Here is a 25,563-nt window from a genome sequence, read left to right on the forward strand (position 1 = left end):
AGCCAAAATGATAGATCATACCTTGCTTCGTGCAGATGCAACACAAAGTGAAATGGCCAAATTGACCGAAGAAGCGAAACAATATCAGTTTGCTTCTGTATGTGTTAACCCGGGCTGGGTTGCTTATGCTGCTGAACAGCTTCAAGGTACTGGCGTAGATATTTGTACCGTTATCGGTTTCCCTCTGGGAGCTTCCACTTCCGAGACGAAAGTATTCGAAACCAAAGACGCCATCGCCAAAGGTGCTACCGAGGTGGATATGGTCATCAACATTAGTGCTTTGAAAGACGGAAAAGATGATGTTGTGGAACAGGATATCCGTGCAGTTGTTGAAGCAGCAGCGGGTAAAGCTTTGGTGAAAGTCATTATTGAAACTTGTCTGTTGACGGATGATGAAAAAGTACGTGCATGTCAGGCAGCAGTAAAAGCTGGAACTGATTTTGTCAAAACGTCTACAGGTTTCTCCACGGGTGGAGCAACGCCAGAAGATATCGCTTTGATGCGCCGTACCGTAGGTCCAGATGTTGGTGTTAAAGCTTCTGGCGGCGTGCGTAGCCTGGAAGATATGCAAAAAATGATCGATGCAGGAGCAACTCGCATTGGCGCAAGTTCCGGTGTGAAAATCATGCAAGGCGAACAATCTTCATCTAATTATTAATTCGTGAAAAGCTTGCTTCGATTAAATTTCACTAGATGAATGCTTGAAAGCTTTATAAGGGTATCAGCTTGTTCTTCATATCTCTGAATGGATGTGAAGAACAAGCTTTAAAGCTGAGCAAGTTTTTCCATATTATAATTTAGAATAGAATCACAAAAGGCCGAATTTATTGTAAGCGCTTCACTCGTTTTCTGAAAGGTTAATTCATCGCATACATGGGAAACCTTTGAGCTGAATGAACATCCGGCTTGACTACCTTCAAAGGAGAGATAGAATGAAATTCCTAATTGCCCTTCTTGGTATACTTGTTGTCTTTGGACTAGCTTATCTGGTCAGCAACGGTAAGAAGAAGATCCGTTATCGCCCACTAATCATCATGATTGTTTTACAAGTAATATTGGGATACGCATTGTTGAACACAGAAATCGGTACCTTTTTGATTGGCGGTTTCGCGACTGTATTTGAAAGTTTGCTTGGCTATGCGAATGACGGTATCTCATTTGTATTCGGTGGCTTGACTACCGTTGGTGCAGACAGTGGGGGCGCACCATTCTTCCTCAGTGTATTGATGCCGATCGTTGTCATCTCAGCGCTCATTGGGATATTGCAGTATATCCGAATCTTGCCTTTTGTTATAAAATATATTGGTCTGGTATTAAGCAAAGTCAACGGAATGGGCAAACTGGAATCATATAACGCGGTTGCTTCGGCTGTATTGGGGCAATCTGAAGTGTTCATTTCTGTGAAGAAACAAATTGGGTTGTTGCCTAAACATCGGCTGTACACCTTGTGTGCTTCGGCGATGTCCACGGTATCGATGTCAATTGTCGGTGCCTATATGTCCATGATTGATCCGAAATATGTGGTTACGGCACTTGTGCTCAACCTGTTTGGCGGTTTTATCATTGCTTCCATCGTGAATCCTTATGAGGTTTCAGAGGAAGAAGATATATTGGAAGTACAGGAAGAAGAAAAACAGTCCTTCTTCGAAATGCTGGGCGAGTACATTTTGGATGGTTTCAAAGTTGCTATCGTCGTAGCAGCGATGTTAATCGGTTTTGTTGCTTTGATCGCACTTGTTAACGGGATCTTCAGTGCAGTGCTCGGTATTTCGTTCCAGGAACTGCTTGGTTATGTGTTTGCGCCATTTGCCTTCATTATGGGTGTTCCGTGGAAGGAAGCGATTCAAGCGGGAAGTATTATGGCTACCAAAATGGTATCCAACGAATTCGTTGCCATGCTTGATCTGACCAAACAGACTACATTGTCTGCAAGAACAACAGGGATCGTATCCGTCTTCCTCGTATCGTTCGCCAACTTCTCCTCAATCGGTATTATTGCCGGCGCGGTGAAGGGACTTCATGAGAAACAAGGTAATGTGGTGGCCCGCTTCGGTCTGAAACTGCTTTACGGTGCATCGCTTGTCAGCGTGCTGTCTGCGATCATCGCCGGACTGTTCTTGTAAAGCCGGATTATTGGAAGGAGTGCTTAAGTTATGTCAACATTTAAAAGAGTACATCTGATCGTTATGGATTCAGTGGGAATAGGTGAAGCGCCGGATGCGGCGGAATTCGATGATTTCGATGTCGACACCTTTGGACACATTGCACGTGAACATGGAGGGCTGAAAATGCCTCATATGGCCAGTCTTGGACTGTCCAATATTAAGGAAATTGAAGGTGTCCCTGTAGCGGACGCACCAAAGGCCTTTTATACCAAGATGCAGGAAGCATCGAGAGGGAAAGACACCATGACAGGTCACTGGGAGCTAATGGGTCTGTACATTGATACGCCTTTCCGCGTATTCGCTGACGGGTTCCCGGATGAATTGATTCAGCGCATTGAGAAAAAAACAGGCCGCAAGGTGATCGGTAACAAACCGGCCAGCGGCACTGAAATTTTGGATGAGTTGGGTGCAGAGCATGTCAAAACTGGCGCCTTGATTGTATACACTTCCGCGGATTCGGTTCTGCAAATTGCAGCACACGAGGACGTTGTTCCACTGAAAGAACTGTATGAAATCTGTGAGTTCTGCCGTGAGATTACACTCGAAGATCCTTACATGCTGGGCCGCATTATTGCACGCCCATTCGTAGGTGAAGTGGGGAACTTCAAACGTACATCCAATCGTCATGATTATGCGCTCAAACCGTTTGGTCGTACCGTTATGAATGAACTCAAAGACGGTGGATTTGATGTCATCGCACTGGGGAAAATTGCAGATATTTACGATGGCGAAGGCGTAACCAAGTCCGTACGTACCGTCTCTAACATGGATGGTATGGACAAACTATCTGAAACGATGGACGAAGAGTTCACTGGGATCAGCTTCCTGAACCTGGTTGACTTCGATGCCTTGTTCGGTCACCGTCGTGATCCACAAGGATACGCTCAAGCGCTTGAAGAGTATGATGCTCGTCTGCCTGAGATCTTCAGCAAAATGACGGACGATGATCTCCTGCTCATCACAGCAGACCATGGTAATGACCCAACGTACCGCGGCACAGACCATACACGTGAGTATGTACCGTTGCTTGTGTACTCCCCGCGCTTCAGCGAGGGTAAAAAGCTTGAATTGCGCAGTACGTTTGCCGATCTTGGTGCAACGGTAGCCGAGAACTTCGGTGTGAAACTGCCGGAATACGGCACAAGCTTCCTGAAGGATTTGAAATAGTCAGATTTCTGATCTTTAACTGAACTTGGGGAAAGCTGTTATTTTCTTGGAACATAAAATTGGACAGGATAACCTTTGGGGCAGCTTCGGCTGCTCCGGTCCCTGGCCTTCATTCAAACCTATGGATAACTGGAGGAGATTTAATCATGAGTACACATATTGGAGCTAAACCGGGAGATATCGCTGAAACAATCCTTTTGCCAGGAGACCCATTGCGTGCAAAATTTATTGCAGATACGTACCTTGAAGATGTCGTTTGTTACAACGAGGTTCGCGGAATGCTCGGATTCACGGGTACATATCAAGGACACCGTATCTCGGTGCAAGGCTCGGGCATGGGGATTCCATCGTTCAGCATCTATGCCAACGAACTGATCAGCGAATATGGTGTGAAAAACCTGATTCGTGTAGGTACTTGTGGAGGCATGCAGCAACACGTACGTGTTCGTGATGTTATCCTTGCTCAAGCTTCATGTACCGATTCCAGCATGAACAAGCTCGTATTTGGCGGATATGATTTTTCCCCGATCGCGACGTTCTCCCTGCTGAAAGAAGCTTTTGACCGTGCAACAGCAAAAGGCATGAAGATCCACGTCGGTAACGTATTCAGCTCCGATTCCTTCTATCGTGATGACCGTTCCGTGACTGAGAAATTGATGCAGCACGGCGTACTGGGCGTTGAGATGGAAACAACAGCACTGTACACACTCGCTGCCAAATTTGGTGTGAACGCACTGACCATCCTTACTGTAAGTGATCACTTGCTGACAGGTGAAGAAACTTCCGCCGAAGAACGCCAAAAAACGTTCAACGACATGATGGTTGTCGCACTGGAAACAGCAATTACATTGTAGTTTATTATAAATATTTAATGATTTTAATCGAAACTTTTGTTCCACGAGCGTAGTGGAGGAACCGGAATCGATTCTGAAGAAGCGAAGCGTTCGCCTTTGCCTCCGAATTTCAACCTTTCAAAGGTTATTCAAAGAAATTTGGAGACAACAGCGATCGAAAGAACGATCCGGGGTCGGAACGGACCAACAACAAAGTGTTCTATACAAATCACTTACACGAGGAGAGATCATCATGAGAATGGTAGACATTATTGCCAAAAAACGCGACGGAAAAGAACTGACAACAGCTGAGATTGATTTTGTTGTTCAAGGATATACACAAGGAGAAATCCCGGATTATCAAGTCAGCGCTTGGGCGATGGCAATATTCTTCAAGGATATGACGGACAAGGAACGCGCAGATTTGACCATGTCCATGGTGAACTCGCCCGAGACAATCGATCTGTCCGCAATCGAAGGCATCAAAGTAGACAAACACTCCACAGGAGGCGTGGGCGATACCACAACGCTAGTACTGGCACCACTCGTTGCTGCTCTGGATGTTCCTGTTGCCAAAATGTCCGGACGTGGATTGGGTCACACAGGTGGTACAACAGATAAACTGGAATCCGTTGCAGGCTTCCATGTAGAGCTGGAGAAAGAAGAGTTCATCCGACTCGTTAACGAACATAAAGTGGCCGTTATCGGTCAGAGTGGCAACCTCACGCCTGCGGACAAAAAGCTTTATGCTTTGCGTGACGTTACAGCTACTGTTAACTCCATCCCACTGATCGCCAGCTCTATCATGAGTAAGAAAATTGCAGCGGGTGCCGATGCCATCGTACTGGATGTTAAAACAGGTGCTGGTGCATTCATGAAGACTAAGGAAGATGCGAAAGAACTGGCACATGCCATGGTAAGCATCGGTAACAATGTAGGCCGTAAAACGATGGCTGTCATTTCCGATATGTCCCAACCACTGGGTCTCGCTATCGGTAACGCGCTTGAAGTGAAAGAAGCCATTCTCACGCTGCAAGGTAAAGGACCGAAAGATCTGGAAGAACTCTGTCTGGCGCTTGGACGTCAAATGGTATTCCTTGCTGGCAAAGCAGACTCCCTGGAGCACGCAGAGGAGAAATTGAAAGAAGTGATCCAGAATGGTAAAGCACTGGAGAAATTCAAGGACTTCCTGGCAAACCAAGGCGGAGACGCTTCAGTTGTAGATCACCCGGATCGCTTGCCACAAGCGAAATATCTGGTTGAAGTACCAGCGGATAAAGACGGATATGTAGCTGGTATCGTCGCTGACGAAATCGGTACTGCTGCAATGTTGCTTGGTGCAGGCCGTGCAACGAAAGAATCCGAAATCGACCTCGCCGTGGGCTTGATGCTCAATAAAAAAGTGGGCGACCAGGTTAAAGCTGGCGAATCCCTCGTAACGATCCATGCCAATCGTGAAGATGTGGCAGACGTTATTGCGAAAATTAAAGAGAACATTACGATTTCGGATCATGCTGATGCTCCTGTGCTGGTACATGATATCGTAACGGAATAATACACAAGGCAGACAACCTAATGTCTGATTGAAATTCAAAGACCCGAAGCTATGCATTCCTTAGCTTCGGGTCTTTTCTCATTTGTCCTCTATCATATCATATGCCATAACTGAATCTGCACTGGTATAAATGTATGGAGTGGATGGCTGATCGACAGGCGTTACTTTCGTCGCCCGAATCTCAATGGTGTCCTCACCGTTCACTTGAGCCGATCCAATCGTGCCATCGATTTGTACCCAACTGTCTGTAGAGAAGCTGTCTGCATTCGGTACATGAATCATCACGCCAAAGGGGGCCGCGTCTGCGGGGCAGCACATCACCAGAAATCGTCCTAATGCAAAATGCGATTCATGATCCATACTTTTATCTCGATATACAAACCCGGTAAGGGAGATAGCCTTGCCTGCAAATTGTCGTTGGAACATGTCGATGGAACCCAATGTCTCGGAGAAGATTTCGGGATATACCTTGATGACCGATTCCGCATATAACTTTTCCGCCAGTTCGGCGAATTCCCGACTGTACTCATCCGGGGGAATGAATTGTACTTTCGCGGCAGGCGCAGATAATTCAACAGTTGCTGTTTTTTTTGAAAGATCTTTAATGTCCAGTTCTGTGGCATCAGGCAAAGTCTCTTTCCGACGAATCTCCGGAGGACCATAGGATAGTGACATGCCTTTTTGACTGGCCATGGAACTACCTAGTGCCTGATCGGGTAAAAGAAAGCCAAGTACTAAAGGGATGGCAATCAAGCCATAGATCAGCAAGCTGCGTACTAATCCTGAAGGAGGCGGATGCTCACAGTCACAATGGAGCTGTTTATTGCCAAACAGTCCGTGCCAGGCCATGATAGCGGCAATAAACAAAAAGGGAACAGGACAGCAGAGAAGCAATCGTTGCATCGTTGGTGCCAGATAATAATGAAGAGAATCGCTTGAATTCAAATGAATGATGTATACAGCCAACCCGCCAATCCAAAGCGCACGAATCAGGTTATGCCATTGGATGGAGGGAGATTTTGAAACAGAAGCTTGAGACATCATATAATCAGAATGGTTCATGTAATCACCTCTTTTGATCAGATCGTGACTTCGTGAATGCTCTCTCGGATACGCGGGCGAACGAACCCATTGTACCCGTATGAAAGTTCATACACTTAATAATTAATGTCATTAAACATATTCATAAGTGCTCATGCCAAAAGGTTAATCAACCACGACCCTGCGAAAACCAACATAATAATCGCCAGGCTCAAGCCAATAACAAACCGGGTACGGAAGGTGGAGAGCAGCATCAGTGTGCTTTTGAAATCAAGCATTGGACCGAGAACGAGAAAGGATAACAACGGTCCTAACGCAAACGTGTGAGAGAAGGCAGAGGCTACGAATGCATCGGATGTCGAACAGAGAGACAATACATACGCAAAGCCCATCATGAATAAATAGGAGGCGACAGGCCCGTTACCTAGAGAGATGAGATCACTGCGGCTGATAAATGTCTGGATACAGGCTGTAATTAGAGCGCCAATCACCAGATATTTGCTCATATCGACAAATTCGTCACCCGCATGGATGAAAAAGCTGCGCCAGTTTTTATCGTGCGCGTGATCATGATCGGCTGAATGTGAATGAGGCTTTACCATTTTAAATCTGGGATGAGTTTGTACCATGGCTGATCCACGTCGTTTAGGTGTTTTCAACGGATTATGATGAACAAACACATACGTCAAAATGCCTATTAAGGCAGCCACGGCAAAAGAGAGCAACATACGCGCAATCACAATTTCCGGATGGGACGGAAATGCAAGTAAGGTTGCAGTAAATACAATTGGATTTACGACAGGACCACTTAAAATAAACGTGACCGCAATGTAGGCGGGCATACCTTTGTGCATTAATCGGCGGACAACCGGAATCATCCCGCATTCGCAGATCGGAAAAACGATTCCTAGCAGACCGGCTACCAGGACCCCTCCAACGGGGTTTTTGGGAGTTAGCCTTCGTACCATTTCTCCAGAAACAAACCATTGCATAAATGAAGATAACAACACCCCTATGAGCAGAAATGGAGCCGCTTCGAGGAAAATGCTGATGAATATCGTTTTCATATTTTGTAAGGCTTCACTGTTCCATGCCTCTTTCAGATCGGGAGCCAACGTGATCAACACGGGAACAAGAAATGCACAAGGTATAAGGAATGACAGGAGCTTTAGATTGGCTGCCAATTTCATGGGATAGACCTCCAGAACCAGGACTTTGGTAAAATATATGCTTGTACCTTACGCATCATACTCGATCCCTTTAATTAATCAACATTTTTACGATTTACACGTCTGAGCATGCAGTTACGTTATATTTGCCCTGAAATGAGCTACATTCCACGTAAGTGCGAACGATCTCCCAGACTCGATTTCGGTATAGAGCTTTTAGAAACTGATAATGTTGACAAAAGAAACAAGGTGCAGGTATATTTTGAGTTGTTAATCGTAACTATTACTATTAAATAATTGTTATTTTCAGCCTATTGGTCGAGTGGAAGCTACATAGCATTCCGTTTTTAGTTTTGAGAGGATAAATAGAAAGGAGTCATTGAAATGACAGAACAACAGGTACAACCCCGAGCTCCAGTGACCGTATTAAGTGGATATCTGGGGCAGGCAAAACGACTTTGCTTAACCATGTGCTCCATAATCGAGAGGGCATGCGAGTTGCTGTAATTGTGAATGACCTCAGTGAAGTTAATATTGATGCTGACTTGATCCGGGATGGCGGTGGATTATCACGTATTGATGAGAAGCTGGTAGAGATGTCCAATGGCTGCATTTGCTGCACGTTGCGTGAGGATTTGCTGAGAGAGGTAGAGCGGCTTGCGCTGGACGGTTCCTTTGACTACATATTGATTGAATCGACAGGCATTGGGGAGCCTGTACCCGTTGCCCAGACATTTACGTACATTGACGAAGAACTGAGGAATGATTTAACGAAGTTTACGCGGCTCGATACGATGGTAACGGTAGTGGATGCTGCCCAGTTCTGGCGCGATTTCTATTCCAAAGAAACGTTGAAGGATCGGGGGCAGGAAGCCGGAGAGGACGATGTACGGGGAATCGTTCATCTGCTGACGGATCAGGTTGAATTCTGTGATGTGCTGATTTTGAACAAGTGTGATCTGGTGTCTGAGGACGAACTGCTCAAGCTTGAGAAAGCACTGCATGCGATGCAGCCGGAAGCCCGACTTATTCGTACAACCCATGGACAGATCGACCCGAGGGAGATATTGAATACCGGACGGTTTGACTTTGAAAAAGCAAGCCAGTCTGCGGGTTGGATCCGCGAGTTAATGAAGGAAGAACACACACCCGAAACAGAGGAATATGGCATTCACTCCTTTGTGTACCACCGAAAACGTCCGTTCCATCCGGAACGTTTGCTGCGCTGGATTGCGAAATGGCCCGAAACTATCGTACGTTCCAAAGGCTTAATGTGGCTGGCAACACGTAATCATATGGCGGTGTCATTCAGTCACGCGGGAACATCGAAGCAGTTAGGACCTGCCGGATTGTGGGTAGGTGCGATGAGTGAGGAAGAGCGACAAATGCATTTTGGTAATACACTTCCACCTATTCCGGATTGGGATGAGCAGTTGGGAGATCGGGTAACGAAACTGGTGTTCATTGGGATTGATATGGACCGTGCGGAGATTGAACGGACGCTGGATGAGACACTTCTTACCGACGCTGAGATGCATACGAACTGGCGAGAACTGAAAGATCCATTTCCAGCATGGAGTTGACAAAAGAAAAAGCATAGGCTAATATCATTAAATAGTAATAATTACGAATAAATAGAACAAAGGAGGCCATATCCATGAGAGTCATTGTAACTTTAGCCTGCACCGAGTGCGGAGATCGCAACTATACAACAACCAAGAACAAGCGTAACCATCCGGAACGGATCGAATTGAAGAAGTATTCACCACGATTGAAGAAGATGACGATTCACCGGGAAACAAGATAATTTTTTTTGTCATTTTTACATCGTAATATTTACGAAAAGAGGAAAAACCATGATTCTATCTTCCATGCGTGATGTGGTATTCGGATACGGCAAAGAGCCTGTCATTGACCAACTGTCGCTGGATATCCATGTAGGGGAGTTTGTGGGCATTACAGGACCCAACGGTTCTGCGAAAACAACCATGCTGAAATTGCTGCTGGGGCTTTTACAGCCATGGAGCGGCACGGTACATATGAACGCACAGTCCGTACGTGGCAGCAAGCTGAACATCGGATATGTACCCCAACAGGTCGCATCATTCAATAGTGGATTTCCCAGTACGGTGATCGAACTGGTGCGATCCGGATGTTACCGTAAACTCGGCTTGTTCCGCAGATTCACATCCGAGCAGGAAGCCATTGTGGAGCGCAGCTTGCGGGAAGTCGGCATGTGGGAATACCGCAACGCCCGGGTTGGCGAACTGTCGGGTGGACAAAAGCAGCGAATCTGTATTGCCAGAGCCTTGGCAGGCGAGCCGCAGGTACTCGTTCTGGATGAGCCGACTACAGGGATGGATCGGCGCAGCCGTGAAGGGTTCTATGATCTGATGCGCCATTATGCTGATGTCCATGGGCTGACCATTATTATGGTAACCCACGGACTGGAAGAGATGGGCAACCGATTGGACCGGACCATTACCCTGGAACGGCAAGAAAGTGAGGAATGGCAGTGTTTGAGTACGAATTCATGCAGCGTGCTTTCTGGGCAGGTGGACTGATTGGAGTCATTGCTCCGATTCTGGGAGTCTACCTGATGCTTCGACGTCAGGTGCTGATGGCGGATACGCTATCCCATGTTTCATTGGCTGGGGTTGCCCTGGGTTCCGTAATGAACCTGGATCCGGTGATCTGTGGATTTGCGATTGCGATTATCGGTGCATTGCTGGTGGAACAACTCCGGCGAAATTACCTGACTTATAGCGAGGTCCCTGTAGCGATCATTATGACATCCGGGCTGGCCCTTGCTGTGGTGCTCATGAGTCTGAAAACCAATCTGTCCAAGACATTCAGCTCCTACTTGTTCGGTTCCATCGTTGCAGTTAGTGATATGCAGCTATGGATTATGGCGGCTGTGTGCGTTATCGGACTGATTTTTTTCATCGTGCTCAGAAGGCCATTGTACAATTTGACGTTTGATGAAGAGACAGCTTCCATCGGAGGCATTCAGGTTAAAGGTTTATCATTTGCATTTGCCGTTCTGACAGGAATGACCGTTGCTTCAGCCATGCCGATTGTCGGCGTATTGCTTGTGTCTGCATTAATTGTACTGCCCGCTGCGCTCGCACTAAGATTGTCACGCAGCTTTGCAGCAGCGATTGTTATCGCCGTCGTCACCGGATTAATAGGTATTTTCAGTGGACTGACAACCTCATACCATTTAAACACACCGCCGGGAGGAACCATTGCTCTCATCCTGTTGGTCTTTCTATTGATTGGAATATCAGCACAAAAGCTGATTGCACGATATAACCGTAAACGTCATCGTAAAGAGAGAAAACAACAACGCGCAACTCTATTCATACATTCAAGGGAGAATACAACACATGAAATTCAATAAAAAATCAGCTCTTGCACTATTATTCAGTCTTACACTCATCGTAGCGGGTTGTGGACAAAAACAGGCAGCATCCGATTCCAGTACCAACCCGGCTAACACGCCAGCACCAGCAAAGACCGAAGAGGCCAAACTGAACGTTGAAGTCAGCTTCTATCCGATGTATGAGTTCACCAAAAATGTGGCTGGCGATCTGGCCAATGTTCATACACTCGTTCCTGCGGGTATGGAGCCGCATGATTGGGAGCCAACACCACAGGATATTGCGAGCATCGAGAAAGCGGATGTACTTGTCTATAATGGGGCGGGTATGGAATCCTGGATCGATCAAGTTACGGATAGTCTGACCAATGCCAAACTCATTCAAGTGGAAGCGAGCCATGGGATCGATCTGCTGGAAGGTTCAGAAGAAGATGAGCATGAACACGAACATGCCGATACAACGGACACGCATGACCATGCGGATGAAGCCACGACAGAGGAGCATGATCACGATCATGCCGCCGAGGCAGAAGAAGGACATACACATGACCACGATCACGGCGGACTTGATCCCCACGTATGGCTGTCACCTGCACTGGCCGTGAAGGAAGTACGTAATATCGAGGCTGGACTGGCACAGGCTGCACCGGAACATGCTGAGCAATTCAAGCAAAATGCCGACGCCTACGTTGCCAAACTGGAGGCACTGGATCAGGATTTCAAAACGGCTGTAGTGGACAGCAAACGGAAAGATTTCATCACACAACATGCTGCATTCGGCTATCTTGCACAGGAATATGGTCTGCAGCAAGTACCGATTGCCGGTCTGTCCCCTGAACAAGAGCCTTCCGCAGCGCAAATGGCAGCCGTTATTGATTTTGCAAAGGAGCATCAGGTGAAGACGATTTTCTTCGAAACGTTGGTTTCATCCAAAGTGTCAGAGACCATCGCCAGTGAAGTAGGGGCCAAAACGGCTGTGTTGAACCCGATCGAAGGGTTGACGGAAGAGGAAATCGCTGCAGGAATGGACTACATCGGTGTAATGCGACAGAATTTGGAGGCGTTGAAACTGGCACTGAATGAATAGTACTTTATACTTCATTAACAAGCGGAATTTACGAATAAGATAATCCATTTGATGCCTGTCATCGAAAAAGGTACAATAATACAACATGCTGAGGAATGGCTGTGCCATTCCTTTGCCTTTTGCCACGCAGAGAGCACAGGGATGTGCTCTTTTCGTTGTTCAAGGTGACCGGAGATTACGGAGGGAACGGGAGGACACGCTTATGGATTTAAATGAAGAACAGGAAGTGCTGTTAAGCCAGCAGCCTGCCCATCTATGGAGAAGACGCAAACTGGAGTTAATGCAGTGGACGGAACGCGAGAAGCAGACGGTAGCAGCGAAGAGAACGGAGATTTGGAACGATGTTGAAGTGGATGCTGAGCTTGTCGATGCCTTGACTTTGCTTCACAGAGCAGGTGTACGTACCGAGTTTTCTTGTGCTGGTGTAAGCCCACTCGATGAACCGGTGGATCATTCTCTTTATGCCTATGTTACACTTGTACAAAATGAGGCAGCCGATCGATTTGTGACTTATGCCCTGACACAGATGCGCAACAGATTACTGGTCACACTGGAGACAGGAACGGGGCGTTATGATTTGTCTTCTTTTTTCATCGGTCATAACCGGAGTTTCTGCTGGTGGATGCAATATTGCGCCGCACATTTCATGGATCGAAACGATTACAGCGTAGTCACGTAGTATAGTGATAGGCATTTTTACTCGGAGGCAGGGAGGTAGGACCGGATTGAATAAATGGCTCAAAACCATACTGTTTCTGGTGGGTTCAGCAATACTGACCCGCTTTATCCCGTTTTCTTCATTGTTCCGCAACCTGGATACGATGATTCACGAATTTGGCCATGCACTGGTAACACTGTTGTTATCCGGCAAAGTATTGCGTATTGAATTATACGCTGATCACAGCGGCGTTACATATTCATCCATGTTGACACCAGGAAGATCTATATTAGTTTCCTTGGCGGGTTATGTCACGGCATCTCTCTTTGCCTGGCTGTTATTCTATCTATACCGGAAAGGACGGCACATGTGGGGACTCGGAATCATGACTGGTGTAGCTCTTGTGTCGCTTCTCTTCTATGTAAGGGGAGAATTCGGCATGCTCTGGCTTACAGGTTTTAGTGCCCTGAATGTTGTGATTATGATTTTTGGCGCCAGAATCGCAAAATTCTATTATTTGTTACTGGCTTTTCTTACACTGGAAGAGTCCGTAGTTAGTGCCATGTACGTTGGGCTAATGTCTTGGACACAGCCGTCCCGGGCAGGGGATGCAGCCAATCTGGCTCAGCAAACATTCCTCCCAGCGCTATTCTGGGGAACGTTATTTGCACTGTTTGCACTGTGGTGTGCGAAGGGAGCACTTACGCTCTTTTTCCGAAAAGAAAGCACGACAAGGCCGTCAAAATCTCGTGGATTACGTGGGCGTAACGTATAGAAAACAGAGAAGGCACTTCCTTTTTCATAAAAGGAGAGTGCCTTCTTGCGTGTCTTCGGGTCAATCTCCAAGATTGTCCCATAGCACATAAAAGTAATAAATTTCTTCCATGATCGCCTTATCATCTTCTGCAGCAACGCCGCCTTTGATCCTTGCCAGGGTACCGAGAATATCGTAGATCGTCTCACGCTCCACACTGAACTGGATGCGATTGACGATTTTTTCCCAGGCATTCATTGCATAATTAACTTGAGATTTGGCTTCCGTCCATTGTTTGCCTTCGACCTGCTTTTCCAGTTTGTGTATAGACTCAAGCAAGCGATCATCAGCGCCAAAGGGCTTCTTGAGAAAGGTCCCGCTAACCATAATCGCTGTGAACACAAGCAAGAGGCAGATCGGAAGCACATACAGCAACCAGAAACGCGTTTTCATTCAACCGCCTCCTTCATGTAAAGGGTTAGAAAGGCCCCTCATAATCGCCCATATCGATTTTATCGGTGATCTTATCCTCGAACAGATCAATATACAATTTATCGTTAGGCAATATGGCGGCAAAAGCAATATCCTGTATTGTTACTTTTTGCTTCTTAAGCTGCTCACTGAGCCAGTTGGTATCCTTGTTTCGTTCCTTCAGATTTTGCTTAATCAGGACGCCGTCAATGATAATCTCGGTCATCAGCTTGCGCTTGGCAGGATGCATATGCATATCTTTTGCCGTTACCGGTTGGTTTTCCGGTTTCAACACCACAGAGAGACTGCCGTCCGGTTCAAGAATGGCATAATCCAGCGTAGTGATGTCGAATACATCCTTTTGTCGCAGCATCATGGTCAATTCGTCGAATTTCACACGCATTTTATGCAGGTTCTGTTCAAGAATTTTACCGTTCTGGATGACCAGTGTAGGATCAGAGTCCATCAGTTTGGAGATCGTACGATTTTTCAGCGTAATATACTGAAAGACGATCGTGATGATTGTGAAAATGGTCAAGGCTACAAAATGAATCCACGCTTTGGAAGATAGATCCGTCGCAAATGTACCTGCAAGGGAACCGATCGTAATGCCGTTAATGTAATCAAAATACGTCAAGTTGCCCATTTGCTGTTTGCCCAGCACCCTTGTATAGATGATCAGGGTCAAAAAGGCGATAATAGACCGTACAGCAACAACCCATGTTTCTTCCATCATGAATGTATCACCTTCCTTCACTTCGCCATACGATATGTGAAATCTTGACGCTGGAGTCCAATCTTTCATGTACACTCCGGTTTAGCGGACTAATACAAGCTTTTCCTAGGCTGGATATTCTTATTCTTGAACGCAAAAAAAACGAAACCTGGATAGTAACCCAGGCTTCGGATGATGATGAGGTACATAGATTTGATTTAAATGATTCATGAAATAGAACAGAGGTCATACACCGGAATAGGCCATGAACCCGCCATCCACAGGTATAACCGTACCTGTAACAAAACCGGATTGCCGTTCATCAGCCAGCCACATCAGCGTACCCAGCAAATCTTCCGGTTTGCCGAAACGCCGCATAGGCGTGTGTGCAATGATCTTGCTTGAACGCTCTGTCGGCGAGCCGTCGGGCTTAAGCAGCAGATTACGATTCTGCTCAGTCAGGAAGAACCCTGGTGCAATGGCATTTACCCGGATTCCCGATTCTGCCAGATGTACCGCCAGCCATTGCGTGAAGTTGTTAATCGCGGCTTTCGCTGCACTGTACGCAGGAACTTTAGTCATGGGCGAGGGGGCACTCATGGATGAAATATTAATGACGGTAGCTGGAACATCACGTTCAATCATTTGTCTTGCGAAAATCTGAGTAGGGATGAGCGACCCGACAAAATTCAGATCCATCACCTGACGGAATCCCTCGACACTTACATCAAAAAAAGTAGTGATATCCGGCTGCTCCAAATCTTCCTGTCTGAAAATTTCATTCGTGGTATTGGCGCTGGCATGGTTGCCACCTGCGCCGTTAATAAGGATATCGCAAGGGCCTAGCTTCTCCTGTACAACAGCTGCTGCCGCTATAACACTATCGGCCTGGGTTACATCACAAGCTACAGCGATCGCTTTCCCGCCTTGAGCCTCGATTGCCGCAACGACTTCTTCCCCTTTGGATACGGTCCGGTTCAGAATGGCTACACTTGCGCCATGCCACGCAAGCTCTTCAGCCATAGAACGGCACAAAACACCTGCTCCGCCTGTAATTACGGCTGTTCTGCCTTCCAAACGGGTTGATCTTTCTTTGGCAAAGTCATTCATGCTTTTGACCTCCTTTGCAGGGAATCCCAGACGCCCCACAGATACATAATTCCCAGAGCCCGATCATAGAGTCCATAACCCGGTCTGCATTGTTCACCCCAGAGATGACGCCCGTGGTCAGGTCGTGCATAACCTTCAAATCCAGTATCATGATAGGCCTCCACAACACCTGCGATATCGACACTTCCATCCTGACTGCGGTGAGAGGTCTCGATAAAGTCACCATTATCATAGATTCTAACATTACGGATATGGGCAAAAGGGATACGGTCCTTGAACTCGTGGATCATGCCGATAATATCATTATTCGGATTGGCTCCAAGCGAACCGCTGCACAGAGTCACACTATTATAAGGGCTATCATACAGGTTCAGATATCTGCGAATATTGTCTTGGCTCGTAATAATCTTGGGCAGACCAAAGATCGGCCATGGCGGATCATCCGGATGAATAGCCATTCGAATACCTAATCGCTCAGCAGTAGGAATGATCTCCTGCAGGAAATAACGGGCGTGTTCCCACATATTTTCCTCTGTTACATCCTTGTAGGCTTCGAACAGACCTGTTAAATACTGCAATCGTTCCGGTTCCCAGCCAGGCATGGTTAAAGCTGAATTCTCGGTAATCCGGCGTACCAGTTCAAGAGGCTCAATATCGGCGAGTTTCTTATGCTCGTAGAAGAGGGCAGTAGAGCCGTCGTCCATCTCCTTATGCATATCGGTACGCAGCCAATCGAAGATCGGCATGAAGTTGTAACAGATGACTTTAACACCTACCTGGGCGAGTTTTTCCATCGTTTTTTTGTAATTCTCAATATATTGATCACGTGTAGGCAGACCGAGTTTGATATCTTCATGAATATTAACACTCTCAACGACATCCAGATGTAACCCGGCCTTATCCGCAGCGGCTTTGACTGCCAGAATTTTGTCCATGGGCCATTCCTCACCTGCCGGAACATCGTGCAGTGCCCATACAATGCCTTCGACACCGGGAATCTGCCGGATGTGGTCAAGTGTTACGGTATCATTGCCTTCTCCAAACCATCGAAAAACCATTCTCATCACATTCACCTCATCAAGATTAGTTTAAAGAACAGGTATATCCATCATTATTGAAAATAGGAAGGGTATGTATCCCGCAGGACAGCCAGATCCGTGACGGTTAAATGCAGATGTTCCTGCATAATGTGCTCCGCCGTATGGGCATCGTGCTGTTGTATCGCCTGAACCATGGATCGATGCTGCTCAAGCAAGTGATCCCAATGATGGTCCGAAGACAGGCGGAGCATCCGGCTCCGGTTCAGATGCACGTTCATATGCTGGATCACGGACCAGGTATTACTTTTGTTGCAGCCTGCAAAGAGAGTACTATGGAATTCCTCATCCAATCCGAACATTCGATCATCATCCGGTTCAAGTATGCATTCCTGCTGCTGTGCAAGGTTCTGTTCCAATATCTTCATGTGTTCATCCGGAAATTGCACACAGGCCAGCCGTATGACGGCACGCTCAAGCTGTTCACGCATGAATCGTGCTTCTTCCACGAGATCCACTTGAATCAGAGATACATAGGTACCCCGCTGCGGATATACTTCCAGCAGACCTTCCTGTGATAATCGGACAAAACTTTCTCGAACAGGGGTCCGACTCACATTGAACTCAAGCGAAATCTCCTTCTCGGAGATGGCGGTACCGGGAGGCAGCTTCAAGCTCAAAATCAACTGCTTCAACGTCGTATAGACCGCATCACGCGAAGAGAATGTCTGCTTGTTCAGAGAAGACGGGCTTATTAAGGATGATAATAAATCGGCTTTGGATGAAGACCTTGGGGGATATTCCATAAATTCAACTCCTTCAAAGACATACTACCATACTTGTATGGTAGTATGGAAGCGCTTTTATCTAACTTATCATATAATTTATCGGGCATGGCTTGTTGTTCGCAGGTTCGAGGAGTAAAATATAGTTATTAGGTTTAAATGTTTAAACGAATAGACGCTACAAACATAATATCTTTAGAACTTATTAGAGGTGAAACCATGGGACAAAAAGCATTATCTATTTTTCAAACCTGCATTCCCTTATTCCAGGTATTAAGCGACAACCATCGTCAGGCCATTTTACTTGCTCTCAGCGAGAAGGGCAGCATGACGGTGAATGAAATTACAGAACAGTTCAGCCTATCCCGGCCTGCTATATCCCACCATCTCAAGCTGTTGCTTGAGAAAGGGCTCATCTCTGTGGAACAAAAGGGGACACAGCGATATTACTCCGCTTCATTAAGGTCCTCGGTGGAACTATTGAAGGAACTGGTTGGAGCGTTGGAAGAGGAGTGCTTATAGCAAGAAACGTTAACATGCCTAGGCATGTGGGCTTTACGTTCGTATGTTTAAACGAATCATCATTAACTCGAAAGAGGAGTAGGATTATATGAGTGTCATGCAGGAATTAAGCGAACATGAAGTCGAGGAAATTTTACAACAGCAGCGGGAATTTTTCCGCTCAGGGGCTACCCGTTCGGCCGAGGCTCGCATTGCACATTTAACCCGGTTAAAACAGGCGATTCAGAAGTATGAGATCCGATTAACTGAGGCGCTATATCAGGATTTGGGCAAGAGTGAGTTCGAATCGTATACGACAGAGATCGGATTTATGCTGGATAGTATCACGCACACCATTCGGCAAGTGAAGAAATGGGTCAAGCCGGTGAAAGTTAGAACCCAATTCGCGCTTATCGGTTCCAAAAGTTATATTATGCCTGAGCCTTATGGTGCCGTATTGATTATTGGACCTTTTAACTATCCATTCCAGCTGTTAATTGAACCACTGGTTGGCGCGTTAGCAGCAGGCAATACGGCAGTCCTCAAAGCATCTGAGAACACACCGGCCGTCTCCGCTGTTATTCGCGAGATGATTACCTCCGTGTTCGAACCAGCTTACGTTCAAGTACTTGAAGGAGCCAGAGACACAACCACCGCGCTTATTAACGCCCCATTTGACTACATCTTTTTTACTGGAAGTGTGCCAGTGGGCAAAATCGTCATGGAGGCTGCTGCCAAAAATCTCGTTCCAGTTACACTGGAGCTTGGCGGTAAAAGTCCGGTTATCGTGGATAAGCATGCAGATCTAAGAGTCGCTGCACAGCGAATTATATGGGGGAAGCTCCTCAATACGGGTCAGACCTGCATCGCACCAGATTATCTGCTTGTACATGAACAGGTGAAAGATCCATTGATTGCCGAAATGAAAGCAGCGGTGAAGTCGTTCTTTGGAACAGATATCCAGCACAATCGAGACTATGGGCGAATCGTCAACAAGGCCCATTTCAAACGTCTCACGACCCTTATTGAACGCGATCAGGATCATATCATCTTTGGTGGTCAATCCGATGAGGAAGATCGCTTTATTGAACCGACGTTTATTGATGCCGAATCGTGGGAAGCGGCCACGATGGAGGACGAGATCTTTGGTCCCATCCTGCCGATTATCAGTTATACCCATATTGATGAGGCGATTGCAGGTATTGTGAAGCGGCCGAAACCGCTGGCGCTCTACCTCTTTACATCCGATACCCAGTTACAGGATAAAGTGATGCGTGAGGTTTCTTTTGGAGGCGGCTGTATTAACGATACGATTACCCACGTGGCCAACCCGCGACTGCCGTTTGGAGGGGTAGGACATTCAGGTCTTGGCTCTTATCATGGGCGTTACAGCCTGGAGACCTTCTCTCATATGAAAAGTGTGCTCAAAAAGAGCACCAGGTTGAACTTGTCGATTTTATATCCGCCTTACGATAACAAGCTGAAGACGATTAAACGTCTATTAAAATAAAAGAACCGACATTTTAATCTTACACAAATTAAATGCCATACTAGAATGATGTTCAATGAATGATACTCATTCAGGAGCAGGTTGCTCCTGTCTATAGCGTGTAGGAGAAATACCTGACCAGCGCTTGAATTGACGACTGAAATGGGCAATATCCTTGTAACCAAGCATGGCAGCAATGTTGTGAACCGACAACTTGGGATTACCCAGCAGAACTTTGGCTTCATGCAGAACCATTTCAGATAAATATACACGTGGAGACTGACCATACACCTGCCGAAATACACGGTTACAATGTGAGGAACTGATGCCCAGCTCGGCTGCAATATCATCAATGCCATAATGGCTGTCTGACTCACGTCCTTGCTTGAACTGCTGACTTACCAGGCCTTGCAGCCGATTACGAATTTGATGGGCCAGCTCGATTTTCTCATATCCGTCCGTGAACAATTGAGCGGCTTCCTGAGAGACGGCCTCCCATAAATGGCCGAACAATTCAAATACCGCCGATTGCAGCTGCATGCGCTGTACCATCGTACTCGCCGCCCGATTGTCCGCAGAAGACATCAATTTTCGAAGTACAGGCTCGATCTGGCGGGTAACTGGACTATCTGCATCGAACAAAACCTGCTTGATTCGTGCAAGCAAAGAGAGAAATAACTGATCATCAATATCAAAATGCATGCAAAAATACGTAAACCCCTTACCATTATGGCTCAGGCTGGAATGAATGCTTCCTGGAGGAATCAGGAGCAATTCGCCAGCCTTTTGAATATACAGCTTGCCATTCACAGTCATGTGTTGTTCGCCTTCCGTTACATAATTCAGCTCATATTGCGGATGTTCATGGGCTGGATAGTCCCAGTCCCCCCCGACACTTCGCAAATGAATAGCGAACAAATTCACCGTTGTTTGTACATCCGGGTAAAATACCTCATGTACACTCTCTCCCAAGGCGGGAGGCAAATAGGTGGATGACATGGAAGACCCCCTCAATAATCTATAGTTGCTCCTGAACGGAGTGATGGAGATATGATAAAATCGAAACAGATGTAACCGCTTTATTGTATTATAGTCTATTAGCTTGATTTGGGTAAATATCCGATTGATTTGACCATGGTCTATCGTGGAATGCCCATGGTAGGATGGGGCTAATGAAAACGTATGCAAACCATTTTGAGAGGGGTCATCGTTCATGAGCACATCCAAATCTATCTTTTATAATGCCCATCACTCACCGATCGGGGCTTTTGCCAGTTTTACGCTTGGATACAAAGGAGCCAAAGGCGGACTAGGCCTGGAGCTTGGCAAGCCAGCAGATCAGAATGTATATATCGGTTTACAATCTCGCGACAGTGACAACTACGAAGCTTTACCATTTTTCGAAGCCGTTGAGGATGCGAGCGTTCGGTACGATGTTGAAAAAGTGGAGAATTCGGATTCAGATCTGGCCTCGTCGGCCTCGTTGGAAAGTGGAGCGAGCACGCCAGTGGGAGTTGGAGCGCAAACGTCGCGTCCGCTGATTTCAGCGTTTCGTGATGAAGATATTACCCGTGAATTCACTTCGGGAACAGATACGTGGACAGCGGGTGATCTGACTTTCCGTATTTACTCACCTGTGCGTCCTGTACCCGATCCGCTTAGCGGCGATCGCGAAGCGTTAATGGATGCGCTTGTACCTGCAGTGCTGGTCGAGGTGACGATTGATAACACGCAAGGACAGCAATCGCGTAAAGCCTATTTTGGCTATCAGGGGAATGATCCTTACTCTGCCATGCGTATCATCGGAGGACCAGAGGGTGGAGCCTTAACGGGTGTTGGTCAAGGACGCCTAACCGCCATTCTGTCTGCGGATGAGGGACTATGGCCTGCTCGAGGTTTCACGCTGGAGAAGATATTACAGGAGAAACATCGTGAGAATCTGGCTTTCGGACTGGGCGAAACAGCTGCGTTGTTGATGAACGTTCCAGCCGGAGAGAAGCGTACATACCAATTTTCCGTATGTTTTTATCGTGGCGGGATCGTAACTTCGGGTATGGATACAACGTATTGGTATACCCGTTATTTTGCGGATATCCTGGAAGCCGGGAAATATGCGCTCGACCGTTTCAGTGAGTTGACTGATTCCTGTAAGGAAGTTGAGCAACGTTTAGGTGTATCTGCATTGAGTGAAGATCAGTCATTTATGCTTGCCCATTCCATTCACAGCTACTATGCAAGTACACAACTGCTGGATGCGGACGGCGAGCCGTTCTGGATCGTAAATGAAGGTGAATACCGGATGATGAACACACTCGATCTGACCGCAGATCAGTTGTATTTTGAACTTGCCTTAAATCCTTGGACTGTGCGTAATGAGCTGGAGTGGTTTGTGAAGCGTTACAGTTATACGGATCAAGTGCGATTCCCTGGCGAAGAGAAGGAATATCTGGGTGGCATTACGTTCACGCATGATATCGGCGTAGCCAATGTATTCTCGCGTCCGGGACACTCGGCGTATGAACTGGTGGGCATTGATGACTGCTTCTCCCAAATGAGCCACGAGGAACTCGTAAACTGGCTTTGCTGTGCGACTGTATATATTGAACAGACGCAGGATCGGGAGTTTGTTAAAGAGATGCTGCCCGTCATTCGTGATTGCTTTGAAAGCATGTTGAACCGGGATCATCCGGATGAACAACAACGCAATGGCCTGATGGGTCTGGATAGCAGTCGTACCAAGGGTGGAGCCGAAATTACCACCTATGACAGTCTGGATGTATCGCTTGGACAATCTCGGAATAACATCTATCTGGCAGGCAAATGCTGGGCCGTCTATGTTGCACTGGAGAAGCTGTTTGCTGCGGAGAAACTGGCTGAGTTGTCGCATCACGCAGGACGTCAGGCGGATCGCTGTGCAACCAGTATTGCAGCTCAGTTAACCGACGGTGGCTACATTCCGGCAGTTATTGCCGAAAATAATGATTCCCGCATCATTCCGGCCATTGAAGGCTTGGTGTTCCCATACTTCACAGGCTGTGAAAGCGCGCTGGATATAAATGGCCGTTTCGGTCCTTACCTGCGAGCGCTTCGAACCCACTTTAAAACCGTTCTTGTACCTGGTACTTGTCTGTTTGAAGATGGTGGTTGGAAGCTGTCCTCAACAAGTAATAACTCATGGCTCAGCAAAATATATCTGTCCCAGTTCATTGCACGAGAACTGCTGGGCGTGGAATGGGATGAAACAGGAAAAGCTTCTGACGCTGCTCATGTAAACTGGCTGTTGCATTCAGAGGAATCCTACTGGTGCTGGAGTGACCAGATCCTGGCAGGTGTGGCGGTCGGAAGCAAGTATTACCCACGCGGTGTAACATCGATTCTATGGCTGCTCGAAGGCAAAAGTAATCGTCTGGAGCAGATCTATGCCAGTAAGGAGGCTGTACAATGAGCAACACAACCGTTCAATCCAATATCTCCGGCCCGCAGTATGATGCGTGGCTTGGATATCTTCAAGGTCAATCCGGGGTGAAGGGAGCTGCCAGAAAGGCAGCTCCAGTCTGGAGCCATAACGTGTCGGTGGCGGAAGATCAGGAAATGATATCAACAGCAATAGCTGAACTGACTCAGGGATTGGAAAAGCTGTTTGACATCAAGCCAAAAGTTAGTCATTCAGCTGCCAGCCAAGCGAGTGAGTCGGATCTAACCGGTCAGGAGGCGCATGGGGTATGGCTTGGGACCTGGACAGGTTCAGAAGCTGTAGCTCAGGCCTTCAGCGACATAGAACGCTCTGCTGTACACGATGAAGGCTATCTCATTCGCGAAGATAAGGAGCAGGGGAGACTGTTTATTGGTTCTGAAACTCCTCAAGGTGTGCTGTATGGTACATTTCATCTGTTAAGGGAGCTTGTCCTGGATCAAGAAAGTTCTAACGGTGTGCATCCTGCAGAGGGAAGATTAAGCTACATTGCGGAGCAGCCCGTTAATGCATTACGCATGATCAATCAGTGGGATAACGTGGATGGCAGCATTGAACGTGGTTATGCCGGGAAGTCCATTTTCTATGAAAATGGAGAATTCACTCGTGATCTCGGGCGTATCCGGGATTATGCCAGATTGCTTGCTTCCACAGGCCTTAACGCCATTTCGATCAATAACGTAAACGTGCATCAGTGTGAGAGCCTGTTCCTGACAGAACGTTTTCTGGGCGATGTTGCGAAGGTTGCTGCAGAATTCAGAGCGTACGGCATCCGATTGTTCCTGAGCGCAAACTACGCAAGTCCGATAGAGATTGGTGGATTGCTTACGGCAGATCCTCTGGATGAGCAGGTGCGTGAATGGTGGAACATTCAGACAGCGAAGGTCTATGCGGCAATCCCGGATTTTGGTGGCTATCTGATCAAAGCAGATTCGGAAAATCGGCCTGGACCCTTTACGTATAACAGGGACCATGCGGATGGCGCGAACATGTTGGCCGAAGCACTTCGCCCGTTTGGTGGACTGGTGATTTGGCGCTGCTTCGTCTATAACTGCAAACAAGACTGGCGTGACCGTTCCACGGATCGCGCGCGGGCGGCATATGACCACTTTAAGCCACTGGATGGCCGCTTTGCAGACAACGTCATTTTGCAGATCAAGAATGGACCAATGGACTTTCAGGTTCGGGAGGCCGTATCCCCGCTGTTCGGGGCCATGGAGCAAACAAATCAGGTATTGGAATTTCAGATTACGCAGGAGTATACGGGCCAGCAGCGGCATCTGTGTTATCTGATTCCACAGTGGAAAGAAGTATTAGATTTTGATACGTTTGCCAAGGGGCCAGGTTCTGAAATCAAACGTATTGCAGACGGCTCTCTGTACAACAGACCCTATAGCGGCTTTGCCGCAGTCTCCAATATCGGTGCAGACGCTTGCTGGACGGGACATCCGCTCGCTCAAGCGAATCTATACGGATATGGAAGACTTGCCTGGAATCCGGAGTTGTCATCGGAAGAGATCGCGGAAGAGTGGGTGAGACTTACCTTCGGACATGACGAAGAGGTCGTTCGTCTAATCTATGGTATGCTTTTGAATTCGTTGGAAATCTATGAAAATTATACGGCTCCGCTCGGTGTAGGCTGGATGGTTAATCCGGAGCATCATTATGGACCCAATGTCGATGGCTATGAATATTCCAAATGGGGAACGTATCACTTTGCCGATTGTGACGGCATTGGTGTGGACCGGACGGTGAGCAGTGGAACGGGATATACATCCCAATACCACCGGGAAAATGCCGAAAGATATGAATCCGTAGATTCCTGTCCAGACGAGCTATTGTTATTTTTCCATCATGTCCCGTATACCCATGTCCTGCATTCTGGCAAAACGGTCATTCAGCATATTTATGATACACATTTTGCTGGAGCAGAGCAGGCAGCATCTTTAGCAGAAAACTGGAGACAGCTGGAAGGCAAGATTGATCCGACTGTTTTTGATAAGGTAGCTAAGTTACAGGCAGGGCAGGCGGAGCATGCCAAGGAATGGCGTGACATGATCAATACGTATTTCTATCGCAAAAGCGGTATTGCGGAAGAACAAGGAAGAACGATATATTAATCTGGATACGAGAGTGATATAAGTTGAACTAAACATTTACACGATAACGGCG

23 protein-coding genes and 1 pseudogene are annotated in these 25,563 nt (G+C 47.0%); 16 read left to right on the forward strand and 8 right to left on the reverse strand.

Annotation, left to right across the window (positions count from 1 at the left end; all coding sequences use genetic code 11):
- Positions 1-7 precede the first annotated feature (7 nt).
- From deoC to AMS66_RS09630, 5 genes are all read left to right on the forward strand, one after another.
- Positions 8-658 carry a deoxyribose-phosphate aldolase gene (gene deoC, locus AMS66_RS09610; protein WP_053780651.1) on the forward strand — a complete coding sequence of 217 codons (651 nt, stop codon included), beginning with the start codon at positions 8-10 and terminating at the stop codon, positions 656-658.
- A gap of 274 nt (positions 659-932) precedes the next feature.
- Positions 933-2,123 (forward strand): NupC/NupG family nucleoside CNT transporter, encoded by a 1,191-nt coding sequence (locus AMS66_RS09615; RefSeq protein ID WP_053780590.1) that lies wholly within the window; start codon positions 933-935, stop codon positions 2,121-2,123.
- Between the two features lie 30 nt (positions 2,124-2,153).
- Positions 2,154-3,332, forward strand: coding sequence for a phosphopentomutase (gene deoB / locus AMS66_RS09620; protein WP_053780591.1), 1,179 nt, complete (start codon positions 2,154-2,156; stop codon positions 3,330-3,332).
- Positions 3,333-3,478: 146 nt separating this feature from the next.
- Positions 3,479-4,186: a purine-nucleoside phosphorylase gene (deoD, locus tag AMS66_RS09625; protein ID WP_053780592.1), complete on the forward strand. Its 708-nt coding sequence runs from the start codon at positions 3,479-3,481 to the stop codon at positions 4,184-4,186.
- Between the two features lie 232 nt (positions 4,187-4,418).
- The gene (locus AMS66_RS09630; protein ID WP_053780593.1) at positions 4,419-5,720 is read left to right on the forward strand and encodes a pyrimidine-nucleoside phosphorylase; all 1,302 of its coding nucleotides are present in this window, start codon (positions 4,419-4,421) and stop codon (positions 5,718-5,720) included.
- Between the two features lie 78 nt (positions 5,721-5,798).
- Here the strand turns inward: AMS66_RS09630 and AMS66_RS09635 are convergent, their stop codons facing one another.
- Both AMS66_RS09635 and AMS66_RS09640 read right to left on the reverse strand, forming a co-directional pair.
- The gene (locus AMS66_RS09635) at positions 5,799-6,782 is read right to left on the reverse strand and encodes a TIGR03943 family putative permease subunit (RefSeq protein ID WP_053780594.1); all 984 of its coding nucleotides are present in this window, start codon (positions 6,780-6,782) and stop codon (positions 5,799-5,801) included.
- A gap of 131 nt (positions 6,783-6,913) precedes the next feature.
- Positions 6,914-7,951, reverse strand: coding sequence for a permease (locus tag AMS66_RS09640; RefSeq protein WP_053780595.1), 1,038 nt, complete (start codon positions 7,949-7,951; stop codon positions 6,914-6,916).
- 363 nt (positions 7,952-8,314) lie between these two features.
- Between AMS66_RS09640 and AMS66_RS09645 the strand changes: the two are divergent.
- The 7 genes and pseudogenes from AMS66_RS09645 (at position 8,315) to AMS66_RS09675 (ending at position 13,832) form a co-directional block, all read left to right on the forward strand.
- A pseudogene (locus AMS66_RS09645) lies at positions 8,315-9,513 on the forward strand (GTP-binding protein).
- A 74-nt stretch (positions 9,514-9,587) separates the two neighbouring features.
- The gene (gene rpmG, locus AMS66_RS09650; protein ID WP_024631975.1) at positions 9,588-9,737 is read left to right on the forward strand and encodes a 50S ribosomal protein L33; all 150 of its coding nucleotides are present in this window, start codon (positions 9,588-9,590) and stop codon (positions 9,735-9,737) included.
- A gap of 49 nt (positions 9,738-9,786) precedes the next feature.
- Complete coding sequence (locus tag AMS66_RS09655; protein ID WP_053780596.1) at positions 9,787-10,494, forward strand: metal ABC transporter ATP-binding protein; 708 nt, start codon at positions 9,787-9,789, stop codon at positions 10,492-10,494.
- A complete protein-coding gene (locus AMS66_RS09660; protein ID WP_053780597.1) occupies positions 10,440-11,333 on the forward strand; it encodes a metal ABC transporter permease in 894 nt (297 codons plus the stop codon). Before AMS66_RS09655 ends, AMS66_RS09660 begins: the two co-directional genes overlap by 55 nt.
- On the forward strand, positions 11,320-12,399 hold the full coding sequence (locus tag AMS66_RS09665) for a metal ABC transporter substrate-binding protein (RefSeq protein WP_053780598.1): 1,080 nt from the start codon (positions 11,320-11,322) through the stop codon (positions 12,397-12,399). Before AMS66_RS09660 ends, AMS66_RS09665 begins: the two co-directional genes overlap by 14 nt.
- A gap of 202 nt (positions 12,400-12,601) precedes the next feature.
- Entirely contained in the window at positions 12,602-13,078 is a 477-nt protein-coding gene (locus AMS66_RS09670) for a hypothetical protein (RefSeq protein WP_053780599.1), read from the forward strand.
- Positions 13,079-13,124: 46 nt separating this feature from the next.
- Positions 13,125-13,832 (forward strand): M50 family metallopeptidase, encoded by a 708-nt coding sequence (locus AMS66_RS09675; RefSeq protein ID WP_053780600.1) that lies wholly within the window; start codon positions 13,125-13,127, stop codon positions 13,830-13,832.
- A gap of 60 nt (positions 13,833-13,892) precedes the next feature.
- Here AMS66_RS09675 and AMS66_RS09680 read toward each other — a convergent pair whose 3' ends face one another.
- From AMS66_RS09680 to AMS66_RS09700, 5 genes are all read right to left on the reverse strand, one after another.
- Positions 13,893-14,264: a DUF4363 family protein gene (locus tag AMS66_RS09680; RefSeq protein WP_053780601.1), complete on the reverse strand. Its 372-nt coding sequence runs from the start codon at positions 14,262-14,264 to the stop codon at positions 13,893-13,895.
- Positions 14,265-14,289: 25 nt separating this feature from the next.
- On the reverse strand, positions 14,290-15,018 hold the full coding sequence (locus tag AMS66_RS09685; RefSeq protein ID WP_053780602.1) for a DUF421 domain-containing protein: 729 nt from the start codon (positions 15,016-15,018) through the stop codon (positions 14,290-14,292).
- A 225-nt stretch (positions 15,019-15,243) separates the two neighbouring features.
- A complete protein-coding gene (locus AMS66_RS09690) occupies positions 15,244-16,107 on the reverse strand; it encodes an SDR family oxidoreductase (protein ID WP_053780603.1) in 864 nt (287 codons plus the stop codon).
- Positions 16,104-17,171: a mannonate dehydratase gene (gene uxuA / locus AMS66_RS09695; RefSeq protein WP_053780604.1), complete on the reverse strand. Its 1,068-nt coding sequence runs from the start codon at positions 17,169-17,171 to the stop codon at positions 16,104-16,106. Before uxuA ends, AMS66_RS09690 begins: the two co-directional genes overlap by 4 nt.
- A gap of 47 nt (positions 17,172-17,218) precedes the next feature.
- Positions 17,219-17,950 carry a GntR family transcriptional regulator gene (locus tag AMS66_RS09700; protein ID WP_082350635.1) on the reverse strand — a complete coding sequence of 244 codons (732 nt, stop codon included), beginning with the start codon at positions 17,948-17,950 and terminating at the stop codon, positions 17,219-17,221.
- A 198-nt stretch (positions 17,951-18,148) separates the two neighbouring features.
- Between AMS66_RS09700 and AMS66_RS09705 the strand changes: the two genes are divergently transcribed.
- Positions 18,149-18,451 (forward strand): ArsR/SmtB family transcription factor, encoded by a 303-nt coding sequence (locus AMS66_RS09705; RefSeq protein ID WP_053780605.1) that lies wholly within the window; start codon positions 18,149-18,151, stop codon positions 18,449-18,451.
- 97 nt (positions 18,452-18,548) lie between these two features.
- Positions 18,549-19,940, forward strand: a complete 1,392-nt coding sequence (locus AMS66_RS09710) for an aldehyde dehydrogenase (RefSeq protein WP_053780653.1) — start codon at positions 18,549-18,551, stop codon at positions 19,938-19,940.
- 66 nt (positions 19,941-20,006) lie between these two features.
- Here AMS66_RS09710 and AMS66_RS09715 read toward each other — a convergent pair whose 3' ends face one another.
- Positions 20,007-20,918 (reverse strand): helix-turn-helix domain-containing protein, encoded by a 912-nt coding sequence (locus AMS66_RS09715; RefSeq protein WP_053780606.1) that lies wholly within the window; start codon positions 20,916-20,918, stop codon positions 20,007-20,009.
- A 214-nt stretch (positions 20,919-21,132) separates the two neighbouring features.
- Here AMS66_RS09715 and AMS66_RS09720 point away from each other — a divergent pair, with 214 nt between their 5' ends.
- Both AMS66_RS09720 and AMS66_RS09725 read left to right on the forward strand, forming a co-directional pair.
- Positions 21,133-23,364 carry a glycoside hydrolase family 52 protein gene (locus AMS66_RS09720; RefSeq protein WP_053780607.1) on the forward strand — a complete coding sequence of 744 codons (2,232 nt, stop codon included), beginning with the start codon at positions 21,133-21,135 and terminating at the stop codon, positions 23,362-23,364.
- Complete coding sequence (locus AMS66_RS09725; protein ID WP_053780608.1) at positions 23,361-25,511, forward strand: alpha-glucuronidase family glycosyl hydrolase; 2,151 nt, start codon at positions 23,361-23,363, stop codon at positions 25,509-25,511. The genes AMS66_RS09720 and AMS66_RS09725 overlap by 4 nt, the downstream gene beginning before the upstream one ends.
- Positions 25,512-25,563 lie beyond the last annotated feature (52 nt).

Origin of the sequence: Paenibacillus xylanivorans (genome assembly GCF_001280595.1) — a bacterium.
GTDB lineage: Bacteria > Bacillota > Bacilli > Paenibacillales > Paenibacillaceae > Paenibacillus > Paenibacillus xylanivorans.

Excerpts from the sequence above, each read along its gene's own strand:
- deoC (WP_053780651.1), top strand. The coding sequence starts at position 8 with ATGATAGATCATACCTTGCTTCGTGCAGATGCAACACAAAGTGAAATG.
- AMS66_RS09615 (WP_053780590.1), top strand. The coding sequence starts at position 933 with ATGAAATTCCTAATTGCCCTTCTTGGTATACTTGTTGTCTTTGGACTA.
- deoB (WP_053780591.1), top strand. The coding sequence starts at position 2,154 with ATGTCAACATTTAAAAGAGTACATCTGATCGTTATGGATTCAGTGGGA.
- deoD (WP_053780592.1), top strand. The coding sequence starts at position 3,479 with ATGAGTACACATATTGGAGCTAAACCGGGAGATATCGCTGAAACAATC.
- AMS66_RS09630 (WP_053780593.1), top strand. The coding sequence starts at position 4,419 with ATGAGAATGGTAGACATTATTGCCAAAAAACGCGACGGAAAAGAACTG.
- AMS66_RS09635 (WP_053780594.1), bottom strand. The coding sequence starts at position 6,782 with ATGAACCATTCTGATTATATGATGTCTCAAGCTTCTGTTTCAAAATCT.
- AMS66_RS09640 (WP_053780595.1), bottom strand. The coding sequence starts at position 7,951 with ATGAAATTGGCAGCCAATCTAAAGCTCCTGTCATTCCTTATACCTTGT.
- rpmG (WP_024631975.1), top strand. The coding sequence starts at position 9,588 with ATGAGAGTCATTGTAACTTTAGCCTGCACCGAGTGCGGAGATCGCAAC.
- AMS66_RS09655 (WP_053780596.1), top strand. The coding sequence starts at position 9,787 with ATGATTCTATCTTCCATGCGTGATGTGGTATTCGGATACGGCAAAGAG.
- AMS66_RS09660 (WP_053780597.1), top strand. The coding sequence starts at position 10,440 with ATGGCAGTGTTTGAGTACGAATTCATGCAGCGTGCTTTCTGGGCAGGT.
- AMS66_RS09665 (WP_053780598.1), top strand. The coding sequence starts at position 11,320 with ATGAAATTCAATAAAAAATCAGCTCTTGCACTATTATTCAGTCTTACA.
- AMS66_RS09670 (WP_053780599.1), top strand. The coding sequence starts at position 12,602 with ATGGATTTAAATGAAGAACAGGAAGTGCTGTTAAGCCAGCAGCCTGCC.
- AMS66_RS09680 (WP_053780601.1), bottom strand. The coding sequence starts at position 14,264 with ATGAAAACGCGTTTCTGGTTGCTGTATGTGCTTCCGATCTGCCTCTTG.
- AMS66_RS09685 (WP_053780602.1), bottom strand. The coding sequence starts at position 15,018 with ATGATGGAAGAAACATGGGTTGTTGCTGTACGGTCTATTATCGCCTTT.
- AMS66_RS09690 (WP_053780603.1), bottom strand. The coding sequence starts at position 16,107 with ATGAATGACTTTGCCAAAGAAAGATCAACCCGTTTGGAAGGCAGAACA.
- uxuA (WP_053780604.1), bottom strand. The coding sequence starts at position 17,171 with ATGAGAATGGTTTTTCGATGGTTTGGAGAAGGCAATGATACCGTAACA.
- AMS66_RS09700 (WP_082350635.1), bottom strand. The coding sequence starts at position 17,950 with ATGGAATATCCCCCAAGGTCTTCATCCAAAGCCGATTTATTATCATCC.
- AMS66_RS09705 (WP_053780605.1), top strand. The coding sequence starts at position 18,149 with ATGGGACAAAAAGCATTATCTATTTTTCAAACCTGCATTCCCTTATTC.
- AMS66_RS09710 (WP_053780653.1), top strand. The coding sequence starts at position 18,549 with ATGCAGGAATTAAGCGAACATGAAGTCGAGGAAATTTTACAACAGCAG.
- AMS66_RS09715 (WP_053780606.1), bottom strand. The coding sequence starts at position 20,918 with ATGTCATCCACCTATTTGCCTCCCGCCTTGGGAGAGAGTGTACATGAG.
- AMS66_RS09720 (WP_053780607.1), top strand. The coding sequence starts at position 21,133 with ATGAGCACATCCAAATCTATCTTTTATAATGCCCATCACTCACCGATC.
- AMS66_RS09725 (WP_053780608.1), top strand. The coding sequence starts at position 23,361 with ATGAGCAACACAACCGTTCAATCCAATATCTCCGGCCCGCAGTATGAT.